The organism is Amycolatopsis australiensis (assembly GCF_900119165.1).
In the GTDB taxonomy this organism is placed as follows: domain Bacteria; phylum Actinomycetota; class Actinomycetes; order Mycobacteriales; family Pseudonocardiaceae; genus Amycolatopsis; species Amycolatopsis australiensis.
Window position 1 is genome coordinate 8943228 of the sequence record NZ_FPJG01000006.1, and the last position, 23518, is coordinate 8966745.

General features: G+C 71.7%; 21 protein-coding genes. 9 read left to right on the plus strand and 12 right to left on the minus strand.

Annotated elements, in window-relative coordinates:
* Positions 1–63 precede the first annotated feature (63 nt).
* Positions 64–3387 carry a bifunctional lysylphosphatidylglycerol synthetase/lysine--tRNA ligase LysX gene (gene lysX / locus BT341_RS42565; protein WP_072481590.1) on the minus strand — a complete coding sequence of 1108 codons (3324 nt, stop codon included), beginning with the start codon at positions 3385–3387 and terminating at the stop codon, positions 64–66.
* A 238-nt stretch (positions 3388–3625) separates the two neighbouring features.
* On the opposite strand from lysX, the gene panB reads away from it, so the two are divergent.
* Complete coding sequence (panB, locus tag BT341_RS42570) at positions 3626–4504, plus strand: 3-methyl-2-oxobutanoate hydroxymethyltransferase (protein ID WP_072481591.1); 879 nt, start codon at positions 3626–3628, stop codon at positions 4502–4504.
* A 5-nt stretch (positions 4505–4509) separates the two neighbouring features.
* Here the strand turns inward: panB and BT341_RS42575 are convergent, their stop codons facing one another.
* Positions 4510–5379 carry a cytochrome c oxidase assembly protein gene (locus BT341_RS42575; protein WP_072481592.1) on the minus strand — a complete coding sequence of 290 codons (870 nt, stop codon included), beginning with the start codon at positions 5377–5379 and terminating at the stop codon, positions 4510–4512.
* Position 5380: 1 nt separating this feature from the next.
* Complete coding sequence (locus tag BT341_RS42580) at positions 5381–6313, minus strand: undecaprenyl-diphosphate phosphatase (RefSeq protein WP_072481593.1); 933 nt, start codon at positions 6311–6313, stop codon at positions 5381–5383.
* A 414-nt stretch (positions 6314–6727) separates the two neighbouring features.
* Between BT341_RS42580 and pip the strand changes: the two genes are divergently transcribed.
* Entirely contained in the window at positions 6728–7672 is a 945-nt protein-coding gene (gene pip / locus BT341_RS42585; protein ID WP_072481594.1) for a prolyl aminopeptidase, read from the plus strand.
* Here the strand turns inward: pip and BT341_RS42590 are convergent.
* The 5 genes from BT341_RS42590 to BT341_RS42610 all read right to left on the minus strand — a co-directional run bounded on the left by BT341_RS42590 (position 7669) and on the right by BT341_RS42610 (position 13113).
* Positions 7669–8451: an ABC transporter permease gene (locus BT341_RS42590; protein ID WP_072481595.1), complete on the minus strand. Its 783-nt coding sequence runs from the start codon at positions 8449–8451 to the stop codon at positions 7669–7671. The two genes, pip and BT341_RS42590, sit on opposite strands and share 4 nt — an antisense overlap.
* A gap of 24 nt (positions 8452–8475) precedes the next feature.
* On the minus strand, positions 8476–9315 hold the full coding sequence (locus BT341_RS42595; protein WP_072482489.1) for an ABC transporter permease: 840 nt from the start codon (positions 9313–9315) through the stop codon (positions 8476–8478).
* A 77-nt stretch (positions 9316–9392) separates the two neighbouring features.
* A complete protein-coding gene (locus BT341_RS42600; protein WP_072481596.1) occupies positions 9393–10595 on the minus strand; it encodes an ABC transporter substrate-binding protein in 1203 nt (400 codons plus the stop codon).
* Between the two features lie 14 nt (positions 10596–10609).
* On the minus strand, positions 10610–11683 hold the full coding sequence (locus BT341_RS42605; RefSeq protein WP_072482490.1) for an ABC transporter ATP-binding protein: 1074 nt from the start codon (positions 11681–11683) through the stop codon (positions 10610–10612).
* Between the two features lie 8 nt (positions 11684–11691).
* Positions 11692–13113, minus strand: coding sequence for a gamma-aminobutyraldehyde dehydrogenase (locus tag BT341_RS42610; protein WP_072481597.1), 1422 nt, complete (start codon positions 13111–13113; stop codon positions 11692–11694).
* A 110-nt stretch (positions 13114–13223) separates the two neighbouring features.
* Between BT341_RS42610 and BT341_RS42615 the strand changes: the two genes are divergently transcribed.
* Both BT341_RS42615 and BT341_RS42620 read left to right on the plus strand, forming a co-directional pair.
* A complete protein-coding gene (locus tag BT341_RS42615) occupies positions 13224–13979 on the plus strand; it encodes a FadR/GntR family transcriptional regulator (protein WP_072481598.1) in 756 nt (251 codons plus the stop codon).
* A gap of 95 nt (positions 13980–14074) precedes the next feature.
* Positions 14075–14782, plus strand: a complete 708-nt coding sequence (locus BT341_RS42620; protein ID WP_072482491.1) for a cache domain-containing protein — start codon at positions 14075–14077, stop codon at positions 14780–14782.
* Here BT341_RS42620 and BT341_RS42625 read toward each other — a convergent pair.
* Positions 14779–16230, minus strand: a complete 1452-nt coding sequence (locus BT341_RS42625; protein WP_072481599.1) for a PucR family transcriptional regulator — start codon at positions 16228–16230, stop codon at positions 14779–14781. The two genes, BT341_RS42620 and BT341_RS42625, sit on opposite strands and share 4 nt — an antisense overlap.
* A gap of 102 nt (positions 16231–16332) precedes the next feature.
* On the opposite strand from BT341_RS42625, the gene gabT reads away from it, so the two are divergent.
* The 4 genes from gabT (at position 16333) to BT341_RS45825 (ending at position 19854) form a co-directional block, all read left to right on the plus strand.
* Positions 16333–17688: a 4-aminobutyrate--2-oxoglutarate transaminase gene (gabT, locus tag BT341_RS42630; protein WP_072481600.1), complete on the plus strand. Its 1356-nt coding sequence runs from the start codon at positions 16333–16335 to the stop codon at positions 17686–17688.
* Complete coding sequence (locus tag BT341_RS42635) at positions 17685–19112, plus strand: aldehyde dehydrogenase family protein (protein ID WP_072481601.1); 1428 nt, start codon at positions 17685–17687, stop codon at positions 19110–19112. The genes gabT and BT341_RS42635 overlap by 4 nt, the downstream gene beginning before the upstream one ends.
* Before the next feature lie 6 nt (positions 19113–19118).
* The gene (locus BT341_RS42640) at positions 19119–19619 is read left to right on the plus strand and encodes an HAD domain-containing protein (RefSeq protein ID WP_072481602.1); all 501 of its coding nucleotides are present in this window, start codon (positions 19119–19121) and stop codon (positions 19617–19619) included.
* A gap of 91 nt (positions 19620–19710) precedes the next feature.
* Positions 19711–19854, plus strand: coding sequence for a hypothetical protein (locus BT341_RS45825; RefSeq protein ID WP_177329028.1), 144 nt, complete (start codon positions 19711–19713; stop codon positions 19852–19854).
* Between the two features lie 15 nt (positions 19855–19869).
* Here the strand turns inward: BT341_RS45825 and BT341_RS42645 are convergent, their stop codons facing one another.
* Together BT341_RS42645 and BT341_RS42650 are read right to left on the minus strand one after the other, a co-directional pair.
* Positions 19870–20643, minus strand: coding sequence for a helical backbone metal receptor (locus BT341_RS42645; protein ID WP_072481603.1), 774 nt, complete (start codon positions 20641–20643; stop codon positions 19870–19872).
* On the minus strand, positions 20640–22040 hold the full coding sequence (locus BT341_RS42650; RefSeq protein WP_072481604.1) for an RNB domain-containing ribonuclease: 1401 nt from the start codon (positions 22038–22040) through the stop codon (positions 20640–20642). The genes BT341_RS42645 and BT341_RS42650 overlap by 4 nt, the downstream gene beginning before the upstream one ends.
* A gap of 128 nt (positions 22041–22168) precedes the next feature.
* Between BT341_RS42650 and BT341_RS42655 the strand changes: the two genes are divergently transcribed.
* Complete coding sequence (locus BT341_RS42655; protein WP_072481605.1) at positions 22169–23113, plus strand: ATP-binding protein; 945 nt, start codon at positions 22169–22171, stop codon at positions 23111–23113.
* On the opposite strand, the gene BT341_RS42660 is transcribed toward BT341_RS42655, so the two are convergent.
* Complete coding sequence (locus tag BT341_RS42660) at positions 23110–23307, minus strand: hypothetical protein (RefSeq protein ID WP_072481606.1); 198 nt, start codon at positions 23305–23307, stop codon at positions 23110–23112. The genes BT341_RS42655 and BT341_RS42660 overlap by 4 nt on opposite strands.
* Positions 23308–23518 lie beyond the last annotated feature (211 nt).

The following is a 23518-nucleotide window of genomic DNA, read 5'->3' on the forward strand; positions in this document are numbered from 1 at the left end:
AGGCACACAGTAAGCGACCCAAGCGGTTCCGGCGGAGCGAGCGTGACCAGGTCGACCGAGTCGTTATGCCTGCGGACGGACGAAGGGGAACAGGACCGTCTGGCGGATCGACGCTCCGGTGAGCATCATCAGCAGCCGGTCGACGCCCAGCCCGAGCCCGCCCGTCGGCGGCATCCCGTGCTCCAGGGCCAGCAGGAAGTCCTCGTCCAGCTCCATCGCCTCGACGTCGCCGCTGGCCGCGCGCAGCGACTGGGCCTCCAGGCGCCGGCGCTGCTCGATCGGGTCGGTCAGCTCCGTGTAGGCCGTGCCGACCTCGGAGCCGAACGCGACGAGGTCCCAGCGCTCGGCCAGCCGCGGGTCCTCCCGGTGCTGGCGGGTCAGCGGCGAGACGTCGGTCGGGTAGTCCGTGTAGAAGGTCGGCAGGACCGTCGCGCCCTCGACGAGGTGCTCGAACGCCTTGAGGACGAGGTCGCCGTGGGTCGGGTCCTCCCCCACCGGCACGCCCGCCGCGACGCACAGGCGGCGCAGCTCGGCGAGCGGCGTCCCCGAGTGGATCTGCTCGCCGAAGACCGCCGAGACGGCGTCGTGGACGGTGATCACCGGCCACTCGCCGGAGATGTCGTGCTCGACGATGCGCCCGTCCGCGTCGGGCCGCCGCACGATCTGGGCGCCGTACGCCGCTTCCGCCGCGTGCTGGACCAGCTCGCGCGTCAGCGTCCGCATCGTGTCGTAGTCCGCGTAGGCCTGGTACGCCTCGAGCATCGTGAACTCGGGGTTGTGCGTCGCGTCGACGCCTTCGTTGCGGAAGTTGCGGTTGAGCTCGAAGACGCGCTCGACGCCGGCGACGCACAGCCGCTTGAGGTACAGCTCCGGCGCGATCCGCAGGTACATCCGCATGTCGTAGGCGTTGATGTGCGTGACGAACGGGCGGGCGTTGGCGCCGCCGTGCACCGTCTGCAGCATCGGCGTCTCGACCTCGAGGTAGTCGGCGTGGTGCAGCCGCTCGCGCACCGCGCGGACCACTGTGGACCGCAGCCGCAGCATGCTCGTCGAGTCCGGGTTGACCGCGAGGTCGAGGTAGCGCTGCCGCACCCGCGTCTCCGGGTCGGTGAGGCCCTTCCGCTTGTCCGGCAACGGGTGCAGGCACTTCGCGGTGACCGTCCACTCGTCGACGCGCACCGACAGCTCGCCCCGCTTCGACGTCACGACCTGGCCGCTCACGCCGACGTGGTCGCCGAGGTCGACGCCGGTCCGCCAGCGGGTCAGGTCCAGCACGCCCGCCTCCAGCATCAGCTGGATCTCGCCGCTGAAGTCCTTGACGCGGGCGAAGCACAGGCCGCCGAGGATGCGCAGGTTCAGCACGCGCCCGGCGATCCGGACCCGGTGCCCGGTGGCCGTGTCCGGGGGCAGGTCGCCGAACTTCTTCACCACGTCGCCGATGTGGTCGTCGCGGCGGAACCCGACCGGGTACGGGTCGATCCCGGCCTCGCGCAGCTTGGCGAGCTTGGCCATCCGGACGCGGACCTGCTCCGGCCGCCGCACGGTCTTCACCGGCGGCGTGGTCGCGGCCGCCTCGATCTCCTTGACCCGCGCGACGAAGTCGTCGCTGACCGTCTCCAGCCGCAGCGACCGCGCCCGCCCGGTCGGGACGAACCCCTCCAGCGCGCCCGCGACGATGCCGACGCGCGGGAGCCGCCGCGCCGAGGAGTAGCAGAGGAAGCGCGGCTCCCAGTCCGGGCCGTACTTGGCGTTGGACCGGTACAGCGACTCCAGCTGGAAGAACCGCGAGAACACGCTCAGCACGCCGCGCCAGGCCCGCAGCACCGGGCCCGCGCCGATCCGCTCGCCCTCGGAGAAGACCGCGCGGAACATCGCGAAGTTGAGCGAGATCCGCTGCGCGCCGAGGTGCTGCGCGGCCGCGACGACCTCGGCGACCATGTACTCGTTGAGGCCGTTCTCGGCGTCGCGGTCGCGGCGCATGAGGTCGAGGGACAGCCCGCGCTTGCCCCACGGGACGAACGACAGCAGGCCGCGCAGCTCGCCGCGGGCGTCGTAGGCCTCCACCATCACGCTGCGGCTGTCGCTCGGGTCGCCGAGGCGGCCCAGTGCCATCGAGAAGCCGCGTTCGGTCTCGGCGCCGCGCCAGGCCTGGGCGCGGGCGAGCAGGTCGGCCATCTCCGCGGCGGGGATCTCGCCGTGCCGGCGGACCTTGGACGTGTACCCGGCGCGCTGGATGCGCTTCACGGCCTGGCGCACCGAGCGCCGCTCCGGCCCGGCGAGGCTGAACTCGCGGACGTCGAGCACGGCTTCGTCGCCGATCTCCAGCGCGCGCAGGCCGGCGGCGGCGTACACCTTGGCGCCGCGTTCGCTCGCCCCGAGCACGCCGGGCGTCCAGCCGTACGTGCGTGCCTCGTCGAGCCACGCGCGGACCGCGTCCGGCCACGCCACCGGGTCGCCGATCGGGTCGGCGCTGGCCACGCTGGTGCCGGCGAGCACGCGGTAGGTCACCGCGGCGCGGCCGTTCGGGGAGAACACGACGCTCTTGTCGCGGCGGGTGGCGAAGTAGCCGAGGGAGTCGTCCTCGCCGTACTCGGCGAGCAGCTGACGCACGCGGAGCTCTTCGTCGTCCGTCCGCAGGCGACGGCTGCGGACGCCACGGAAGAGCATGTACAGCGCCCCGGTGGCGACAGCCGTGGCGCACAGGTCGATCAGCACGTCCAGCCAGGCCGGCCCCTCGCCGACGCCGATCCGGCGCAGCTGCAGGTTCTCGCCGGTGGCGTGGTTGACGACCCAGGCGAAGCGCTCCCACGTGTCGCCGAGGTGGCCGGGGAACGCCTCGGCCAGCGCCCAGCCGACCAGGACGACCGCGGCCAGGCCGCCGAACAGCATGGTGAGGCCGTCACGCCAGGCGCTCGGCGCGAGCCGCGCGGGGAACGCCGGGCGCAGCGCGAGCAGGAACACGATCAGGCCGATCGACAGCACGTCCGCGACCGTGAGCGTCCACAGCTGGGCGGGGATGTGCCGGACCTGCTTCGGGCCGAGCGTCAGCAGTTCGGGTGACCACAGCAGGGTGGCCTGCAGGGCCATGGTGAGCAGCAGCCCGCCGACCTGGAACAGCACCAGCGTGTACAGCGCCGCCTTCTTGCGCCGCCGCAGCGCCGCGCCCAGCACCACGAGCAGCAGCACCATCACCAGGCTCGCGCTGGTCGGCACGCTCAGCGCGGAAAAGCCCATGTCGATGCCGTTGAGCAGGCGGCCGTGGGGGCCGCCGGTGATCAGCAGGACCACCGAGAACACCGCGGCCAGCTGGACCACGGTCGCCACGATGCCGCCCGCCTTCGCCTTCCAGGCGGGGAGGCGCCGTCGTGTGCTCGCGAGGTTACCCATCGTTGCTTTCGTGCCTTTCGCGGCCGATCGGTCGTCGTGCCCCTTACTTGACGTAAGTGAACACAGGTTGGTTGTCCCCGGGCATCAGCCTGAAGGCTGACCCGGCCTGGTACCCGGGGGTGTGAAGCTGGTCCCACGATGCTGGGCGGCCGTCCCGGGGCGTGTCACCCTTTGGGACACCCCTGCTCCACGACCCGGGGACCTCATCGAGGCCTCGAGGGAAGGACGGTCGACGACGATGTCTGCCAGCGTAACCGGGCCCGCCGAAGAAGCGGCCCCCTACGGCACCGGAGCCGCCGCGGCGCGGCCCGCACCGGGCCGGAAGGTCCGCGTCCACCACCTGCGTGAGCTGAAGGAACGCGGCGAGCCGTGGCCCATGCTCACCGCCTACGACATGTACACCGCCGCCCTGTTCGACGAAGCCGGGATCCCGGTGCTGCTCGTCGGCGACTCCGCGGCCAACAACGTCTTCGGGTACGACACGTCGCTGCCGGTGACCGTCGACGAGCTGCTGCCGCTGGTCCGGGCGGTCACCCGCTCGGTCAAGCGGGCTCTCGTGGTCGCCGACCTGCCGTTCGGCTCCTACCAGCTCTCGCCGCAGCAGGCGCTCGAGACGTCGGTGCGGTTCATGAAGGAGGGCCGCGCGCACGCCGTGAAGCTCGAAGGGGGACGCCGGTTCGCCGCGCACGTCGAGGCGCTGACGTCGGCGGGCGTGCCCGTGATGGGCCACATCGGCTTCACCCCGCAAAGCGAGCACAACCTCGGCGGCTACCGGGTGCAGGGGCGCGGCGAAGCGGCGGACGTGCTGCTCGCCGACGCGCTGGCGCTGCAGGAGGCCGGGGCGTTCGCGGTGGTGATGGAGATGGTGCCGGCCGAAGCCGCGAAGCGCGTCACGGCGGAGCTGAAGATCCCGACGGTCGGCATCGGCGCCGGTCCGGACTGCGACGCGCAGGTGCTCGTCTGGCAGGACATGGCCGGGCTGCGGCGCGGCAAGGCGCCGCGGTTCGTCAAGCGGTACGCGGACGTCGCGACGGTGCTGCAGGACGCGGCGACGGCGTTCGCGGAGGACGTCCGCCGCGGCGAGTTCCCGGCGCCGGAGCACGCGTTCCACGACTGAGCGGCTCACCGGCGCTTGAACCGTTCCGCGAGCGCCGGGTCGTTCTCCCACCACAGGCCCGACGACGCGGCGGCGTCCGAAGCGGCTTCTTCGTCCAGCTGGGCGTCGATCCGCTTCGCGCGCCGCTCGTCGTCGCGGGCCCAGCGGACGAACAGGGCCGCGATGAACGGCAGCCCCGCGACGTCACCGCCGATCCACAGCACGCCCGCGCCGATGATCTGGTCCGTGCGCGGGTCCGGGCCCCAGCCCGGGTGCGCGGCCGCGTAGTGAGCCGGTGCCAGCAGCGGGCCCAGCCACAGCACCAGGCCCAGCGCGCCGTCGAAGATCACCTCGGTGAACGCGATCCACAGCGACACCAGGTGCGGGTCCTCCCGCGGGGTCGGGTCGAGGCCAAGGCGCGTCCAGAAGTACGTGAACCCGGCCAGCACCAGCACCAGCCGGACCAGCCCGTCCACCACCGAGGACCGCAGCGTGAGGTCGTACAGCGGGGTCAGGTAGAGCACGAGCACCGGCGTGACCAGGACGGCCGTGACCACCGGCGGGAACGTCAGCGCCCTGGCCACCGGGCCGCGGCCGTGCCGCCGGAGCCACGTCGCGTGCGGGAGGCTGTCCAGCAGCAGCCGGATCGGGGCGCCCATGGCCAGCAGCAGCGGGGTGACCATCAGCAGCGTGACCGTCTGGACCGCGCGGACCCAGAAGAACGTCCTGTCGTAGAACGCCAGCGGTGAGCAGGTGACCAGCACGATCGTCGCGAGCCCGGCGAGGAAGGCCGTCGTGCGCCCCGGCGGCCAGCCGCGGCCGCGGGCCGCGCGGACGTAGAGCCCGCCGAGGATGAGCACGGCGAGCACGGCCGGGGCGTCGAACGTCAGGGGCACGTCACACCGCGAAGAAAATCAGGCTGCCGATTCCGGCGACCACGCAGTAAATGGCGAACGGGGTCAGAGTGCGTGTCTCGAAGTATCCGGTGAGGAACCGGACAGAAATGTACGAAGCGACGCCCGCGATGACGCTGCCGACGAGCGCCGGGCCGAGGGAGGCGTGGTTCTCCGGCGCGAACAGCGTCGGCATCTTAAGCACGCCCGCGGCGAGGATCACCGGGGTGGCGAGCAGGAACGCGAACCGCGCGGCGTCCTCGTGCCCGAGCCCGCGTCGCAGGCCGGCGACCATCGTGATGCCCGAGCGGCTGATGCCCGGCAGCAGCGCGAGGATCTGCGCCGCGCCGATCAGCACCGCCTCGCCGACCTTCAGCTTCGCCAGCCGGACGTCGGTCGCCTCCTCGACGGTGACCGCCCGCATGACCATCGTGTCCTCCGCCGAAAAGTCCACTGTGTCCGCTTCTTCCGCGGCGGCCCGGCCCGGCCGGGAGAACTTCTCGGCGGCGTAGAGCACGCCGCCGTTGAGCGCGAGGAAGATCGCCGACGGCACCGGCTTGCCGAGGAAGTCGCGCAGCAGCCCTTCCAGGAGCAGGCCGGCCAGCCCGACCGGGATCGTGGCGAGCACGAGCAGCCACGCGAGCCGCTGGTCGGGGGTGCGGACCTCGCGGCGGCGGATCGACGTCCACAGCCCGCCGATGATCCGCACCCAGTCCTTCCGGAAGAACAGCACGAGCGCCAGCGCGGTCGCGACGTGCATGGCGACGAGCACCGCCAGGTACGGCGAATCCTTCCCGATGCTCAGGTCCCGCTGCCAGGACCCGCCGAGCCAGGCGGGCAGCAGGATGCTGTGGCCGAGACTGGACACCGGAAACAATTCCGACACCCCTTGCAAGGCGCCGACGACAATCGCTTCGACATAGGTCACCGCGGACATTCGGAGCCTTTCCGTACTTCTTTCGAGTACTCGCCACCCGAAAAGTACCGGCCCATTCGTTAACCCCGGGCAAGGGGGGACCGGCAAGCTCAGCGTCCTCTCAGTGGCGTTCACATGCATGAACACTAATCATGTTCTTGACTGGCGTTCGACTCGTGGCTTAGCGTTTAGCCCGTCGTCGCCACGACGAAGCTTCGAACCCTCGACGAGGAGGACCGGAATGCGTGAGCGGATTGCCCGCCGTCGTGACCACGCCGGAAGCGTGCCGGCCCACCCTGGCGGCTGACGCCCTCGGACCGGGAGCCCGCTCAGCCCGGCGGCGGGGGCGGGCTCCCACCTTTCTTGGTCGTCGTCCCGGCTCCCGGCGGCGGGGCGTCGGGGCGACGGCCAGGACCCTCCGGCAAAGTGTCGGGCATGGACGAGCTGTACCCGCCGCTTCCCCCGCGCGCCGAAGGGTTCCTGGACGTCGGTGACGGGCACCGGATCCGCTGCCAGGAGGCCGGCAACCCGGCGGGGAAGCCGGTCGTGGTGCTGCACGGCGGCCCCGGCAGCGGGATCGCGCCGATGGCGCGGCGGCACTTCGACCCCGCCGCCTACCGCATCGTCCTGTTCGACCAGCGCGGGTCCGGCCAGTCGACGCCGGGCGCGGAGGACCTCACCGCGAACACGCTGTGGCACCTGGTCGCCGACATGGAGGCGTTGCGCGAGCGGCTCGGCATCGAGCGCTGGCAGCTCTTCGGCGGTTCCTGGGGCGCGACCCTCGCGCTCGCGTACGCCGAGACGCATCCTTCGCACGTCAGCGAAATCATCCTGCGGGGTGTGTTCACCGCGCGGCGAAGCGAACTCGACTGGATCTACCGGGGTGGCGCGGCGAACCTGTTCCCGCGCGAGTGGGAAGCCTTCCTGGCCCCGATCCCGGCCTCACTGCGAGACGACCCTCTCGCCGCGTACGCGACGCTGCTCGACGACCCGTCCGAAGAGGTCCGGCACCGGGCCGCGGTCGCGTGGAGCACCTGGGAAGGCGCGACGGTCTCGGTGCTGCCGCAGGAGTCGTTCGTCCGCCAGTACGCCGACCCGGCGTTCGCCTTGACCTTCGCCCGTCTCGCGGTCCACTACTTCTCCCACGGCGCGTGGCTCGAAGACGGCCAGCTGATCCGCGACGCGGGCAAGCTCGCGGGCATCCCGGGCGTGCTGGTGCAGGGCCGCTACGACGCGGTGTGCCCGCCGATCACGGCGTACGAGCTGCACCGCGCGTGGCCCGGGTCGGAGCTGAAGCTGCTCGAAGGCGCGGGACACGCGGTGACCGACCCGGGCGTGCTGGCGGCGCTGCGCGCGGCCACGGACTCCTTCCGGCCCTAGAGCCTGCCGCCCGACGCTGTGTCGCCCGACAGGCGCTGCGCGAGGTACACCGGGACCGTCGACACCACGATCAGCACCGCCGCGACGACGTTCACGATGGGGGCCTGGTTGGGCCGGAACAGGTTGTTGTAGATCCAGATCGGCAGCGTCTCCATGCCCGTGCCCAGGGTGAACGTCGTCACGATGATCTCGTCGAACGACAGCGCGAACGCCAGCAGCCCGCCGGCCAGCAGGGCCGAGCGCAGCATCGGGAACGTCACCAGCCGGAACGTCGTGAAGCCCGTCGCGCCGAGGTCCATCGACGCCTCCTCCAGGTTGCCGCCCATCCGCCGCAACCGGGCCACCACGTTGTTGAACACCACCACGATGCAGAACGTCGCGTGCGCGACGATCGCCGTCAGCAGGCCCAGGTCGATGCCCAGCACCGTGCGGAACGCGTTGTTGAGCGCGATGCCCGTGACGATGCCCGGCAGCGCGATCGGCAGGATGATCAGCAGCGACACCGGGTTGCGGCCGAAGAACCGGTAGCGCTGCAACGCGAACGCCGCCATCGTGCCCAGCACCAGCGCGATCGCCGTCGCCGCGAGACCCGCTTCCACGCTGGTCCACAACGCGTGCAACGCGCCTTCGTTCGACGAAGCGCGGCTCCACCACTCCAGCGTGAAGCTCGACGGCGGGAAGCCGAACGTCGTGTCCGCGTTGAAGGAGTTGAGCAGCACCACCACCAGCGGGAAGTAGATCACCGCCAGGCCGAGGCCCAGCGCCGTCCACAGCAGCATCCGAGACGTCCGCACGAGGCGCTCCTAGAGGTTGTCCAGCGCGCCGGTGCGGCGCACCGCGGCCAGGTAGACCAGCATGATCACGACCGGCACGGTCGCCACCGTGGCCGCGAACGGCAGGTTGTTGGCCGCGCCGATGTTGTCGTAGACGACGTTGCCGAGCATCTGGGACGTGCCGCCGACGATCTTCACCGCGATGTAGTCGCCCAGCGACAGCGAAAACGTGAAGATCGAGCCGGCCACGATCGCCGGGAACGTCAGCGGCAGGATCACCGACCGGAACGTCCGGAACGAGCGCGCGCCGAGGTCGCCGGACGCGTCGACCAGGGAGTCCGGCAACCGGTCGAGGCCCGCGTAGATCGGCAGGATCATGTACGGCAGCCAGAGGTAGGACAGCGTGATGATCGTCGCCGTGACGCCGTAGCCGGGCGAAAGCCGGCTCAGCGCCCCGTTGCCGGACAGCATCGAACGCCACGCGTACGCCTTCACCAGGTAGCTCGCCCACAAGGGCGTCATCACGGCGATCACCAGGATGCGTTGCGCCCGCGGCGATGCGAGCTTGGCCATGGCGAACGCCATCGGGAACGCCACGACCGCGTCGATCACCGTGACCAGGGCCGCGATCCCGACCGTGCGGAAGGTGATGGTTCGGTAGACGGCGTCGCTGAACAGCGTCTTGAAGTTGTCCAGCGACCACTCGATGACGACCTGGCCGGTGAACGCGTCGGTGTGCCAGAACGCCGTGACGAACAGCGCGGCGAGCGCGCCCAGGTAGGCCAGGCCGAGCCAGAGCAGCGGCGCGGAGAGCAGGAAACCCAGGCGCAGCTTGGGTTTCCGGTAGAAGAAGGCGGAAACGGCGGTCATCATGCCTCGCAGGGATGGGGTCCGGGAACGGCGGGCGGAGTGGGGGGACACGGCCCGCCGCTCCCGGAGTTCAGGGGTCAGCCCTTGATTTCGGTCCAGGCCTTGGTCCACTCGCCGTAGTCCTTGCACTTGACGTCCGTGCGGCCGTCGAGGCACTGCTGGATCGGCGTGGTCCAGTACGCGATCTTCGCCGCGTACGCCGCGTCGTTGGCGTGGTAGCTGTCGCAGAGTGTCTTGTCGGTCATCTCCGCGCACGCCTTGGGGTTGGCCGGTGCCTCGCCGAAGTACTCGGCGACCTGGGCGTTGACCTTCGGGCTGACGATGTAGTCGAGCCACTTGTACGCGCACGTCTTGTGCGCCGACTTCGCCGCGACCATCCAGGTGTCCGACCAGCCGGTGGCGCCTTCGCTCGGCACGGCCGACTCCAGTGGCGCGCCTTCGCCCTTGGTCAGGTTGACCGTGACCTGCCACGCGGTGCCGACGACGGCGTCGCCGTTCTTCAGCGCCTGCGACTCTTTCAGGTAGTCCGACCAGTACTCGCTCACCAGCGGCCGCTGCTGCTTGAGCAGGTTCACCGCGGCGGTGAACTGCTTGTCGTCGAGGGCGTACGGGTTCTTGATGCCCAGGTCCGGCTGGTGCGCCATCAGGTACAGGGCGGCGTCGGCGATGTAGATCGGCGAGTCGTAGGCGATGACCTTGCCCTTGTACGGCGAGTTCGGGTCGAACATGACCGACCACGAATCCGGCGCGGGCGTCACCTTGTCGGTGCGCCAGGTCAGCAGGTTCGCGCCCCAGCCGTGCGGGATGCCGTAGGCCGTGCCGTTCACGCTGTTCCACGGCTTGTTCTTGAGGAACGGCTGGACGTCGGCGTAGTTCGGCACCAGCGCGGTGTTCACCGGCTCGGCGTCCCCGGAGGCCACCAGCCGCAGCGACGCGTCACCCGACGCCGAGACGACGTCGTACTGACCGGTCTTCATCAGGGTCACGGCTTCGTCGGAGGTGCCGAACGGCTTGACGTTCACCTTGCAGCCGGTCTGCTGCTCGAACGGCGTCACCCAGTTGACCTTCGGGTCGTTCGAGCCGTTCTCCGCGTACCCCGGCCAGGCCAGCACGTTCAGCTGCCCTTCCGGCTGCCCGAGCGCGGTGAGCGCCGCCAGCTTCGGCGGGGTGAACCCCTGCGCGCCGGGCGGCGCGGACGAGGTGGAGCCCGACGTGCCACATGCAGCCAACAGCAGGCTGGCGCCGAGGAGCCCGGCAAGCCGCGTCTTCCTGTTCTTCATGGCAACCCTTTCGACTAACCCGGGACCGGGAAACTGTGTTCGTCACGCCAGCTCAGCCGGACGCGGTTGTCGGCGAACGCCGTGTCGCCGCCGAGGTTCTGCCGGACGACCGAGAGCTGGCCGCCGGCGTCGAGCGCGACGGCGTACCGCACGGTCGCCCCGGCGTACACGACGTCGGTGACCGTGCCGGTCGCGCTGGTCTCCCCCGCCGCGGCGGGTTCGGACAGCTCGCCGTCGATGCGGATCTTCTCCGGCCGGATGCTGAACAGCCCCGGCCTGCCGATGACGGACTCGGCACCGCGCCCGCCGAGCAGGTTGGACGTGCCGACGAACCCGGCGACGAACGCGCTGGCCGGGCGTTCGTACACCTCTTCGGGTGGTCCGACCTGCTCGATCTTCCCGTTGTTGAACACCGCGATGCGGTCGCTCATGGTGAGGGCTTCGTCCTGGTCGTGGGTGACGAAGACGAACGTGATGCCGACCTCGCGCTGGATCTGCTTGAGCTCCAGCTGCATGGTCTGCCGCAGCTTGAGGTCGAGCGCGCCGAGCGGTTCGTCGAGCAGCAACACTTTCGGGCGATTCACCAGCGCGCGGGCGAGCGCGACACGCTGGCGCTGCCCGCCGGACAGCTGCGCGGGCTTGCGCGAGCCGTAGTCCTCCAGCCGCACGGTCTTCAACGCTTCGAGCGCGCGCTCCCGGCGTTGCCGCTTCGGGACCCGCTTGACCTTCAAGCCGTACTCGACGTTCTGCAGCACGGTCATGTGCGGGAACAGGGCGTAGTCCTGGAACACCGTGTTGACGTCGCGCTCGAACGGCGCCAGCCGGCTGACGTCCCGGCCTTCGAGCTCGATCGTGCCCGCGGTGGGCAGCTCGAAGCCGGCGATCATCCGCAGCACGGTCGTCTTGCCGGAGCCGGACGGGCCGAGCATCGAGAAGAACTCGCCGGGCGGGATGTCGAGGTCGACGCCGTCGACCGCGTGGACGTCCCCGAAGTGCTTGCGCAGCCCGGAAAGCCGGATGGCGGGCCGCACGGTGCCGTGCGGCGGCGCGGCTTCCTCGCGCGTCTCGGTGGGTGCTTGGTTGGGCATCGCGAGCCTCACAGTGCGCTCATCACGTGCTTGACGCGGGTGTAGTCCTCGAGTCCGTACAGGGAGAGGTCCTTGCCGTAGCCGGACTTCTTGAACCCGCCGTGCGGCATTTCGGCGACCAGCGGGATGTGCGTGTTGATCCAGACGCAGCCGAAGTCGAGCTTCGCCGACACGCGCATGGCACGCTGGTGGTCGCGGGTCCAGACCGAAGAGGCGAGGCCGTACTGGACGGCGTTCGCGGCCTTCAGCGCCTCGGCTTCGTCACCGAACCGCTGGACGGTGATGACCGGGCCGAAGATCTCGTTCTGGCTGATCTCGTCGTCCTGCCGGACGCCGGAGACGACGGTGGGCTCGTAGAAGTAGCCCTCGTCGCCGGCCCGGTGCCCGCCGCAGTGGACGGTCGCGTGGTCCGGCAGCCGGGCGACGAACCCGGCCACCTTCTCCAGCTGAGCCGCGTTGTTGAGCGGACCGTAGGCGACGTCTTCGTCGTCCGGCTTGCCGGTCTTCGTGGCTTCGGCCTGCCGGGAGAGCGCGGCGACGAAGGTGTCGTGCACCTCGTCGGCGACCAGCACCCGGGTGGCGGCGGTGCAGTCCTGGCCCGCGTTGAAGTAGCCGGCCGCGGCGATGGCCTCGGCGGCGGCTTCGAGGTCGGCGTCGGCGAAGACGATCACCGGCGCCTTGCCGCCCAGCTCCAGGTGGACGCGCTTGACGTCGCCGGCCGCCGATTTCGCGACCTCGATGCCCGCGCGGACCGAGCCGGTGATCGACACCATCGCCGGGATGTCGTGCTCCACCAGCGCGCGGCCGGTGTCGCGGTCACCGCAGACCACGTTGCACACACCCGGCGGGAAGAATTCGCCGGCGATCTCGGCCAGCAGCAGCGTCGACGCCGGGGTCGTGTCGGACGGCTTGAGCACGACGGTGTTGCCGGCGGCGAGCGCGGGCGCGATCTTCCAGATGGCCATGAGCAGCGGGTAGTTCCACGGCGTGACCTGGGCGCAGACCCCGACCGGCTCACGCCGGACGAAGGAGGTGTGGCCTTCCAGGTACTCGCCGGCCGAGCGGCCTTCGAGCACGCGCGCGGCGCCGGCGAAGAACCGCACCTGGTCCAGGACCATGGGGATTTCCTCGGCCATCGTCAGCGCCACCGGCTTGCCGGTGTTCGCCGACTCGACGCGGACGATCTCCTCGGCGCGGGCTTCGAGCGCGTCGGCGAGCTTGAGCAGCGCGAGCTGGCGCTGCGCGGGGGTCGTCGCGCGCCAGCTCTCGAACGCGGTCGCGGCGACCTGCAGCGCGTTGTCGACGTCTTCGGGCCCGGCGATCGGCGCGGTGCAGTACGGGCGCCCGGTGACCGGATCGATGATCTCCGCCGTCCGGCCCGACTTCGACTCGACGTACGCGCCGCCGACGTAGTGCTTCAGCTCTTGCACGGTGACTCCTCGGTGCGTCGGAGGCTAAAACATATAAGTCCATATGTAATAGGACAAGAGGATCGGGCAAGATTGGTGCGAACGGGTAGTCGGACGGCTGAAGGGTCACGATGCGCAAGGGCATGTCGCACAGCGCGCGGTCCGCCATGTTCGCGCCGCTCGGCCAGGTCGGCCGCGCGGAAGCAGTGGCGGCCCGGCTGGTCGACGCCATCACGCTCGGCCTGCTCGCCGACGAAGAGCAGCTGCCCAGCGAAGCCGACCTGGCCGCGCAGTTCGGCGTCTCGACCGTGACGGTCCGGGAGGCGCTCGTGGCGCTGCGGCAGCAGGGGCTCGTCGAGACGCGGCGGGGACGCAGCGGCGGCAGCTTCGTCCGCGCACCGGCCAACCCGCCGTCGGACGCCTGGCGCGAACGGCTGCGCGAAGTGTCGCTGTCGGACCTGCGGGACGTCGGGGACCACTACCTCGCGATCGCCGGAGCGGCCGCGAAGCTGGCTGCCGAACGCAGCTCGCCGGAGGACGTCGCCCGGCTGCGGCTGGCCACCGACGACCTCCGCACGGCGCAGGGCATCGACTTCACGCGCGCCGAGCGGCAGTTCCACCTCGAGGTCGCGGCGGCCGCGCAGTCGCCGCGGCTCACGCACGAAGAGGTTCACCTGCAGAGCGAGCGCGGCGGGCTGCTGTGGCTGCCACTCGGCCCGCACGGCACGCAGGCGCACGCCGAGCACGCGGCGATCACCGCCGCGATCGACGCCGCGGACGGCGAGCTGGCCCGCAAGCTCACCGAGGAGCACATCCTCGGCGCGCTCGACCGGCTCGCGGACGTGCACCTCGATCTGCTCGCCCCGTACTCTGCCGATGATTCCTGATCCGGTCACGGCCGAAGGGCTTCGCGGCAGCGGCACGCGGCCCGCTTTCGCCCGGATCGGAATTCCGGCACAATCCGCGCATCGAGGTGAGCACCGTGAACGACACCCGCACGCTGACCGGCGACGAGGTCGTCGAGCAGGTCTCGGCGTTGGTGGAAGGCGTCTTCGGACGCCTGAAGCCGCTGCTGGCGGCGGCCGAGTCGGTGCTGGCGGAGGACCCGGCCGCGGCGGCGCTGCACCGGATCCGCCCCCAGGTCACCGAGGCGCTCGGCGGCCTGATCATCGGCGCGGGCTTCGTCAGCGCGCCGCAGGTGCTGACCGATTCGGAGCTCGGCTTCGAATGGTGGACCCGCTCGGGTGACGAGCCGCCGTCGCAGCTGTTCATCAGCCTCGACCCGGGCAGCGAGAACTTCCTCGACTACACGCGCCAGTCGTGGTTCACCGTCCCGCGCGACACCGGGCGCCGGCACATCAACGGCCCGTACGTCGACTACCTCTGCACCGACGAGTACACGCTGACGTTCACGGTCCCGGTGCTCCGCGGCGGGTCGTTCGCGGGTGTCGTGGGCGCGGACGTCTACGTGCGCGAATTCGAGCGGGCGGTCCGGCCCCGGTTGCGTGCGCTCGGCCGGGGCGCGGCGCTGGTGAACGCGCAGGGCCGCGTGATCGTGTCCAACAGCGTCCGGCAGCCGACGGGCTCGCTGGTGCGCGAGGTCGACGTCCCGGCCTGGTGGTCGGCGGGTGCGGAACCGGAACCGGGCCTGCGGCGCTGCGGGGACTCGCCGATCATGCTCGTGAGCTAGGTCTGCAGCGCGACCCAGAGTTCCGCTCGCACGCCGGGTGAGTCGAGGTCGCGGCCGAGCAGCTCGCCGGCCTTGCGGATGCGGTTGCGCAGCGTGTGCCGGTGGACGCCCAGGCGGGCCGCCGCGACGTCCCAGTGGCCGTGGTGCTCCAGCCAGCAGCGCAGCGACTCGACGAGGTCGCCGCGGCCGGCCTCGTCGTGGCGGCGCAGCGGGGCGAGCAAGCCGTGCGCAAACGCTTGCGCCACCGTCGGATCGATGAGTGACAGCAGGCCGCGGCCGGTGTGCTCGGCCGCCGAGACGAGGATCTTGCCTTCGGCCTCCGCGGCGCGTGCCGCCAGCTCCGCCTGCTCCAGCCCGGCCGCGAAGTCCCCGGGCGAGACGGGGCCCGCCACCCCGCCGTGCAGGCCGCCGATGCGCACGGCCGCCTCGGCCGCCGTGTCGACCACCGTGCCCGAGCCGAAAACGACCACCGACGAGCCGGACCGCGCCGCGAACACGTCGCCGTCCAGCGCATCGAGCAGCTTGCGCCGCGCCGCGGGCGCCCCGAGGAACACCAGCACCGACCACGGCGGCTCCGGCGGCTCGGCCCCGGTCACGGTCAGCACGCGCACCGCCAGCTCGGCCTGCCCGCCGGCCAGCAGCTCGACCAGCCCGGTACGCAACGCCTGCCGGGCCGCCGCCTGGGCGCGATCCTGTTCCAGTGCCAGGGAAAGCACCGACACCGCCGTGTTGACGATGTGCCGTCCCGCGGTGTCGAGCGATGCCTCGGTACCCACTGCGAGTACCCGGCGGGTGCCGGTGTCCAGCGTCTGCAGCACGACTTCCTGCCCGTCCAGCGCGAAGACCCGGGTGCCGGTGCGAAGGCGCTCCAGCTCTTCGTGCAGCGAAGAGCCGTACGCTCGCGCGCTCGCCGGAGCCGCTTCGGTGACGGTGGTGCGTTCCAGCAGCAGGACCCAGCCGTCGACCAGCTTCGCCAGCTTCCGCACCACCCCGGCCGGGCCACCCTTGCCGACCGCCGTGCGGGTCAGCTCCTGCTGGGCGCGGCCGATCCGGACCGTCGTCGCGTACTCGTCGGCCGCGACCGCCCGCGACACCGCGCGGGTGATCGCGATGAACGGCGTCTTCCTCGGCACCTCCAGCACCGGGAGCCCCACTTCGGCCGCGGTCGCCACGAGCGAGCGCGGCACCTCGTCGTGACTCAGGCCGACGCCGAAGCCGAGCCCGGCGACGCCGGCCTCGACCAGCCGGCGCACGTAGGCCGGTGACGTCTGTTCGTCCAGGGCCAGTCCGGTGGTGAGCAGCAGCTCGCCGCCTTCGAGGAAGGCCTGCGGGTCGGTCAGCTCGGTCGGGTGGACCCAGCCGATGGGCCGGTCGAGGAAGTCGTCACCGGTCAGCACCCGCAGCCCGAGCGGGCGCTCGGCGGCCAGCCCGGCCAGCGTGAGTGCCATAACGGCCAATCCTACGCGCCTTTTTGTACGGAACGGCCAGCTGACGGCCGCCGTCCCGGGACTCATCCTGAGGACGTCCACCGACTTCGCAAGGAGCACGCCGTGACCGCAAGCACCACCGCCGAGCCGCAGGCCCCGGCACCCCGGCAGCGCAGGCTGCGCACCGAGATCCCCGGCCCCGTCTCGCGCGAGCTGCAGCAGCGCCGCGTCGACGCCGTCGCGGCCGGGGTCAGCTCGGTGCTGCCCGTCTACGTCACCTCGGCCAGTGGCGGCCTGCTCACCGACGCCGACGGCAACGTGCTGATCGACTTCGGCTCCGGCATCGCGGTGACCAACGTCGGGCACTCCGCGCCGGCGGTCGTCGACCGCGTCCGCAAGCAGGCCTGCTGGTTCACCCACACCTGTTTCATGGTCACGCCGTACGAGGGCTACGTCGAGGTCTGCGAAGCACTGGCCGAGCTGACGCCGGGCGACCACGCGAAGAAGTCGGTGCTGTTCAACTCCGGCGCCGAGGCCGTCGAGAACGCCGTGAAGATCGCGCGGGTGGCGACGGGGCGCCAGGCCGTCGTCGTGTTCGACCACGCCTACCACGGCCGCACCAACCTCACGATGGGCATGACCGCGAAGTCGGTGCCCTACAAGCACGGCTTCGGCCCGTTCGCGCCCGAGGTCTACCGCGTGCCGGGTTCGTACCCGTTCCGCGACGGCCTGTCCGGCCCGGAAGCGGCCGCGCTGGCCATCGACCGGATCGAGAAGCAGATCGGCGGCGACCAGGTGGCCGCGGTCGTCCTGGAGCCCATCCAGGGCGAAGGCGGGTTCATCGAGCCCGCGCGCGGCTTCCTGCCCGCGATCGCGGCGTGGTGCCGCGACAACGGCGTCGTCTTCGTCGCCGACGAGGTCCAGACGGGCTTCTGCCGCACCGGCTCCTGGTTCGCGTCCAGCGACGAGGACGTGGTGCCGGACCTGATCGCGACGGCGAAGGGCATCGCCGGCGGCCTGCCGCTGTCGGCGGTCACCGGCCGCGCCGAGCTGCTGGACGCCGTCGGCCCGGGCGGCCTCGGCGGCACCTACGGCGGCAACCCGATCGCCTGCGCCGCCGCGCTCGGCTCGATCGAGACGATGAAAACCGAGGATCTCGCGTCGTCGGCGAAGCGCATCGAAGGGGTCGTCCTGCCGCGGCTGCGCGCGCTGGCGTCGGAGACCGGCGTGATCGGGGACGTTCGCGGACGCGGCGCGATGCTGGCTGCGGAATTCGTGAAGCCCGGCACCACCGAGCCGGACGCCGACCTCACCAAGCGTGTCGCGGCGGCCTGCCACCGGGCCGGCGTGGTCGTGCTGACCTGCGGCACCTACGGCAACGTCGTCCGGCTGCTGCCGCCGCTGTCCCTGTCCAACGACCTGCTCGACGAGGGCCTTTCGGTCCTCGAGCACGCTGTCCGCACGGAGGCTCGCGCATGACTTTCCCCTTCTGGGTCGCCGGCAAGCCGGTGACCGCCGGTGCGACGGCCACGATCCGCCACTCTTTCGACGGATCTTCGGCGGGCTCGCACTTCGTTCCCTCGGCGGCGGACGTCGAGGCCGCGGTGCAGGCGGCGGCCGACGTCGCCGACGAGTTCGCGACGCTGCCCGCGCACGTCCGCGCCGGGGCGCTGGACCAGGTGTCCCGGGCGCTGGGTGAGCGGTCCGAAGAGATCGCTTCACTGATCACGGCCGAGTCGGGCAAGCCGCTGAAGTGGGCGCGCGGCGAGGTCGGGCGCGCGGTGTCGACGTTCCGCTGGGCGGCCGAGGAGGCCCGCCGGTTCTCCGGCGAGCTGCAGCGGCTGGACACGGACCCGGGCGGCACCGGACGGCTGGCGCTGGTGCGCCGGGTGCCGCGCGGCCCGGTGCTGGGCATCACGCCGTTCAACTTCCCGCTGAACCTGGTGGCGCACAAGGTGGCGCCGGCGATCGCGGTGGGCGCGCCGATCGTGCTGAAGCCCGCGCCGGCGACGCCGCTGACGGCGTTGCTGCTCGGCGAGATCCTGGCGTCGACGGACCTGCCGGCGGGGTCCTGGTCGATCCTGCCGGTGGACAACGAGACGTCGTCGCGGCTGGTGGAGGACCCGCGGCTGCCGGTGGTGTCGTTCACCGGCTCGGTGCCGGTGGGCTGGGCGATCCGCGACCGCGTACCGCGCAAGCACGTGGCCCTGGAACTGGGCGGCAACGCGGCCGTGCTCGTTTGTCCGGATTGGACGGATCTGGACTTCGCGGCCCAGCGCATCGCGACGTTCGCGATGTACCAGGCGGGGCAGTCGTGCATCTCGGTGCAGCGGGTCTACGCGCACTCGTCGGTGTACGACGCGTTGGCCGAGAAGGTGCTTTCGCAGGTTCGTGCACTGCGGACGGGCGACCCGCGCGAGGAGGGCGTGGACGTGGGCCCGCTGATCAACGTCGACGCCGCTTCCCGGGTTTCGTCGTGGATCTCGGCGGCGGTGGCTTCGGGCGCCCGCCTGCTGACCGGCGGCGGCCAGTCGGGGGCGACGGTGGAGCCGACAGTGCTGGCGGACGTCCCGGAGGACGCGTCGGTGATGGCGGACGAGGTGTTCGGCCCGGTGGTTTCCCTGGTCCGGGTGCCCTCGGTGGCGGAAGGCGTGCGACGGATCAACGCGTCACGGTTCGGCCTGCAGGCGGGCGTGTTCACCCGCGACGTGCCGACGGCGTTCGAGGTATCGGCGGCGCTGCACGTGGGCGGGGTGATCGTGGGGGACGTGCCGAGCTTCCGCGCGGACCAGATGCCGTACGGCGGAGTGAAGGACTCGGGAGTGGGCCGCGAAGGCCCGGCGGCGGCGATGGCGGACTTCACGGAGGAGCGCGTAACGGTGCTGACGGGGTTGACGCTGTAAGCAGGTGTGAGACCGCTGATCCTGCTCGACGTGGACGGCCCGCTGAGCCCGTGGGCGGCCCCGCGCCACGCGAAGCCTGCCGGCTACGTCGAGCACCCGCTGCGGCTCTCCCGCTGGAGCCGCAAGCGGCTGCGGATCTGGCTCAACCCGGCACACGGACCCGAGCTGCTCGCCCTGGCCGGTACCGCCGACGCGGAACTGGCCTGGGCGACCAGCTGGGAACACCGGGCGAACCGCCAGGTGGGCTCAGCGATCGGGCTGCCTCTGTTGCCGGTGGTGGAGTTCCCGGGGCCGCAACCGGCGTGGAAGTTCGGCCCGGTGGGCCGGTTCGCGGCGGGCCGCCCGCCGGCCTGGTTCGACGACGACTTCGACCTGTTCCCGGCCGCGCGCACCGCGTTCCTGGACCGCCGCGCGGGCCTGCCGACCGAGCTGATCCCGGTCGACGCGCACACCGGCTTGCCGGACGAGCACTTCGGCCACCTCCAAGCCTGGCTGAGTGGCCTGTGACCCTGCCCCGCCGGGGATCCCGGCTGACGGCACGGTCTACCGCTGGACGGTCCGTCGCAAGCCGGCGTATGCGCGGTGACTGGGCGCGACGATGACCTTGGCGGTCGACCTCGCCCAGCGGCCGGGCGCCACCCTGGTCGTGGCCACCGGCCGCCCGCGACCGGGCAACTGGCTGCACCTGCCCGCCGAGCGGTCAGGCCGGCCGGAGCCGCCGAGGCCATCCACGCCGCGCTGACCGGCGGCTTCGACTTCACGATCCTGGCAGGATCTCCGTCAACGCGGCGTGTGCCTCGACCAGCGAAGGGCCGTACCAGGTGAGGTGGCGGCCGGAGACCAGGACGTACCGCGCGTCCGGGAAGTGGTCCGGGCCGTCCTGCTCCGTGAACAGGTACGGCTCGTCCGGCAGCACCAGCAGATCCGCGTCCGCCGCCAGGTGCGCGCGCAGTTCCTCCACGTCCGGTCGCGGGTACCGCTCCTCCGAAGCCGCGTACACGTTCGCCACCCCGACGCGGCGCAGGACGTCGCCCGCGAACGTGTCGCGGCCCAGGACGATCCAGGGCTTGCGCCACACCGGGACCACCGCGTGGAACCGCACCGGCCGGACCTCGCGCCAGATCTCCTCCGCCGTCACCAGCCAGTCCGGCTCCGCCAGCTCGTACGCCTGCGTCAGGATCCGGCGCAGCGAGCCCAGCGCCGCCGGGACCGAGGCCGCCGCGGCCATCACCCACACGGGAATCCCGTTGGCGCGCAAGCGTTCCACGTCGTCGGCGCGGTTCTCCTCCGCGTTCGCCAGCACGAGGTCGGGCGCCAGGTCCAGTACCCGGTCGAGCTTCGGGTACTTCGAGCCACCCACCCGCGGGACGTCCAAAGTGGACGGGTGCGTGCAGTAGTCCGTCGCGCCGGCGAGCCGGCCGGGCGCGCTGACCTCGACCGCCTCCGTCAGCGACGGCACCAGCGACACGACCCGGGAAGCCGGGCCGCGCAGCGGAACCGGCTCGCCGAGATCGTCGACCAGGGACGTCATGCGCGTTCGAACGACACCTTCCGCTTCTCGACGTCCACCGCGGTCAGCCGTACCGCGATCCGCTCGCCCGCGGTCAGCTTCTCCCCCGCGCACTTCGCCATCACGGTCGGGTCCTCGACCAGGATCTCCGCTTTGTTCTCGTCCGCGCGCAGCACGACCGCGCTGAACTCGCCGCCGATGTGCTCGGCCAGCACCCACGCCTCGACCTGGTCGATGCACGCCCGCTCCACCTTCGCGGCGAGCGTGTCGGACGCCGTCATGCGATCCGGGACGTCGGCGAGCGCCGCCCGCACCCACTCCGGGACCTCGCGCCCGGCCGAGACGGCGAGACAGATCTCCGTCGCGAACCGGTCGACCAGCCGCCGGATCGGCGCCGTGACGTGCGCATACGCACCGCCGATACCCGCGTGCGTGGTCAGCGGCGGCAGTTCGCCGTCGAACGCCGTGTAGCCCGCGCCGCGCAGCAGCCGCGTCGTGTCGGCGTAGAGCGCCATCGACGCCGGCTGGCCGGGGTCCAATCGCGACAGGAACTCCGAAACGGTCGTCTCCGGCGCCCACGGGATGCCCAGCGCGTCGGCCGAGCGGCGCAGCCAGTCGACGGCCTCCGGCTCCGGATCGGGCAGCGTGCGCAGCACGCCGACTCGGGCGTCGAGCATGATCCGCGCCGCCGCCATGCCGGTGAGCAGCGAGATCTCGGCGTTCCACGCGTCGACGGCGGTGCGCGGGCGCCGGGCGAGCACCCAGCCGCCGTCCGGGTCGCCGGTGATCTCCTGCTCCGGCAGCTGCAGCTCGACGGCGCCGCGCCGGACGGCCAGCTCGCGCCGCCGCCGTCCCAGCTCGGGCAACGCGGCCACCGACGGGTGCGGACGCCCCGCGTCGAGGGCGGCCTGCACGGTTTCGTAGTCGAACTGTTCGGTCGACCGGACGAGCGCGCGGCGGACGCGCGTCGCCGTCGGCTCGCCCGCTTCGTCGGTCTCGATCGTCCAGAGCACCGCGGGCCGGACCTCGCCGGGCAGCAGGCTCGCCGCGCCCTCGGACAGCACCGGCGGGTGCAGCGGGACGTTCCCGTCGGGCAGGTAGAGCGTCTGCCCGCGCAGGCGCGCCTCGCGGTCGAGCGCGCCGCCGGGCGGGACGAACGCGGCCAGGTCGGCGATCGCGTAGTGCACCCGGAAGCCCCGCGCGGTCTTCTCGACGACCATCGCCTGGTCGAGGTCCTTCGCGCCGGGCGGGTCGATGGTGACCAGCGGCAGGTCCGTGGCGTCCTCGCGCGGCTCGGTCGAGGGATCGAGCACCGCCGCTTCCGCCTCGGCCAGCACCTCGGGCCCGAACGACTCCGGCAGCGAGAACTCGGCGCGCAGGGGGCCGAAGTCCCCGCCCGCCGAGTGTGTCCTGATCACGAGGGGAGGCACCCCCCAACCCTAACCCCGGACGGGGCCGATGATCGCCCGATCGGGCGCGGGCCGGTCGGGTGTACGTTGCTCGGCAATAATGAAAACCGTCTTCATTGCCAGAAAGGACTCCCCGCGTGAAGATCGCGTTCGTCGGCAAGGGTGGTAGCGGCAAGACCACGCTGTCATCGCTGTTCGTCGCCTACCTCGCCGACGCCGGCCTGCCGGTGCTCGCCATCGACGCCGACATCAACCAGCACCTCGCGGTGGCGCTCGGCGCGACCGAGGAGGAAGCGCTCGCGTGGCCGACGCTGGGCGACAACATGGCGCTGATCAAGGACTACCTGCGCGGCGACAACCCGCGGATCCCCGACGCGGCGTCGATGATCAAGACGACGCCGCCGGGCCGCGGGTCACGGCTGGTCCGGCCGTTCGAGGACAACCCGGTGTTTTCCGCCTGCTTCCGGCAGCTGGGCGGCGTCCGGCTGGGCGTCACCGGGCAGTTCGACGAGGACGACCTCGGCGTCAAGTGCTACCACTCGAAAGTGGGGGCGGCTGAGCTGCTGCTGAACCACATGGTGGACGTCGAGGGCGAGTACGTCGTCATGGACATGACGGCGGGTGCCGACGCGTTCGCTTCGGGGCTGTTCACGCGGTTCGACGTGACGTTCCTGGTGTGCGAGCCGACGGTCCGGAGCGTGGGCGTGTACCGGCAGTACGCGGACTACGCGCGTGACTTCGGCGTGCGGCTCGTGGTGGTGGGCAACAAGGTGACCGACGCGGAGGACGTCGAGTTCCTGCAGGAGCAGGTCGGCGAAGCGCTGCTGGGCTGGCTGTCGGCGTCCAGGCACGTCCGCGCGGCGGAGCGCGGCACGGCCCGCCCGATCACGGAGCTGGAGCCGCGCAACCGGGAGACGCTGGCGGCGATGCGGGCGACGGTCGACGCCGAGCAGCGCGACTGGGCGCGCTACCAGCGTCAAGCCGTCGAGTTCCACTTGCGCAACGCACGGGCGTGGGCCGGAGCCGACCTGGCGTCCCAGGTCGACCCGGAGTTCGTCCTGGGCCCGCGGCTGCCGGTCTAGTCGCCGTTCCAGTCGGCGTCGGCGGCGTCGGCCTGCCGGGTGCGTTCCTTGGCGATGTCGAGCGCCCGCCGCGCGGTGGCCTCGTCGGGGTAGGGCCCGAGGAGGTCGACGCCGCGGCTGCGTTCGAGGTGCTCGACCTGGTGGGTGCGGGTGTTGTAGTACCACCCCTGGTCGGGATTCGGATCTTTGGCCATGAGGTTAGGTTCGCACCCGGCGGCCCGCCTGTCAGCGCTTGTACCGGTACGGGATTTCGGTGGGTTGCCCGGTGGGGCCGAAGTCCTGCGGTTCTTCGGGCTGCTGGGGCTGGTCGGGGAACTCGTCGAACCACCCGCGCGGGGTGCCGCGAGGCGGAGTGGCGGGCTCTTGCCGCGAGGGTTGCGGGAGGGGCGCTTCCCGCCCGGGGAA

Excerpts from the sequence above, each read along its gene's own strand:
- BT341_RS42660 (WP_072481606.1), bottom strand. The coding sequence starts at position 23,307 with ATGGCCAAAGATCCGAATCCCGACCAGGGGTGGTACTACAACACCCGC.
- BT341_RS42635 (WP_072481601.1), top strand. The coding sequence starts at position 17,685 with ATGACTTTCCCCTTCTGGGTCGCCGGCAAGCCGGTGACCGCCGGTGCG.
- BT341_RS45825 (WP_177329028.1), top strand. The coding sequence starts at position 19,711 with ATGACCTTGGCGGTCGACCTCGCCCAGCGGCCGGGCGCCACCCTGGTC.
- BT341_RS42645 (WP_072481603.1), bottom strand. The coding sequence starts at position 20,643 with ATGACGTCCCTGGTCGACGATCTCGGCGAGCCGGTTCCGCTGCGCGGC.
- lysX (WP_072481590.1), bottom strand. The coding sequence starts at position 3,387 with ATGGGTAACCTCGCGAGCACACGACGGCGCCTCCCCGCCTGGAAGGCG.
- BT341_RS42615 (WP_072481598.1), top strand. The coding sequence starts at position 13,224 with ATGCGCAAGGGCATGTCGCACAGCGCGCGGTCCGCCATGTTCGCGCCG.
- pip (WP_072481594.1), top strand. The coding sequence starts at position 6,728 with ATGGACGAGCTGTACCCGCCGCTTCCCCCGCGCGCCGAAGGGTTCCTG.
- BT341_RS42580 (WP_072481593.1), bottom strand. The coding sequence starts at position 6,313 with ATGTCCGCGGTGACCTATGTCGAAGCGATTGTCGTCGGCGCCTTGCAA.
- BT341_RS42595 (WP_072482489.1), bottom strand. The coding sequence starts at position 9,315 with ATGACCGCCGTTTCCGCCTTCTTCTACCGGAAACCCAAGCTGCGCCTG.
- BT341_RS42605 (WP_072482490.1), bottom strand. The coding sequence starts at position 11,683 with ATGCCCAACCAAGCACCCACCGAGACGCGCGAGGAAGCCGCGCCGCCG.
- panB (WP_072481591.1), top strand. The coding sequence starts at position 3,626 with ATGTCTGCCAGCGTAACCGGGCCCGCCGAAGAAGCGGCCCCCTACGGC.
- BT341_RS42600 (WP_072481596.1), bottom strand. The coding sequence starts at position 10,595 with ATGAAGAACAGGAAGACGCGGCTTGCCGGGCTCCTCGGCGCCAGCCTG.
- BT341_RS42625 (WP_072481599.1), bottom strand. The coding sequence starts at position 16,230 with ATGGCACTCACGCTGGCCGGGCTGGCCGCCGAGCGCCCGCTCGGGCTG.
- BT341_RS42590 (WP_072481595.1), bottom strand. The coding sequence starts at position 8,451 with ATGCTGCTGTGGACGGCGCTGGGCCTCGGCCTGGCGGTGATCTACTTC.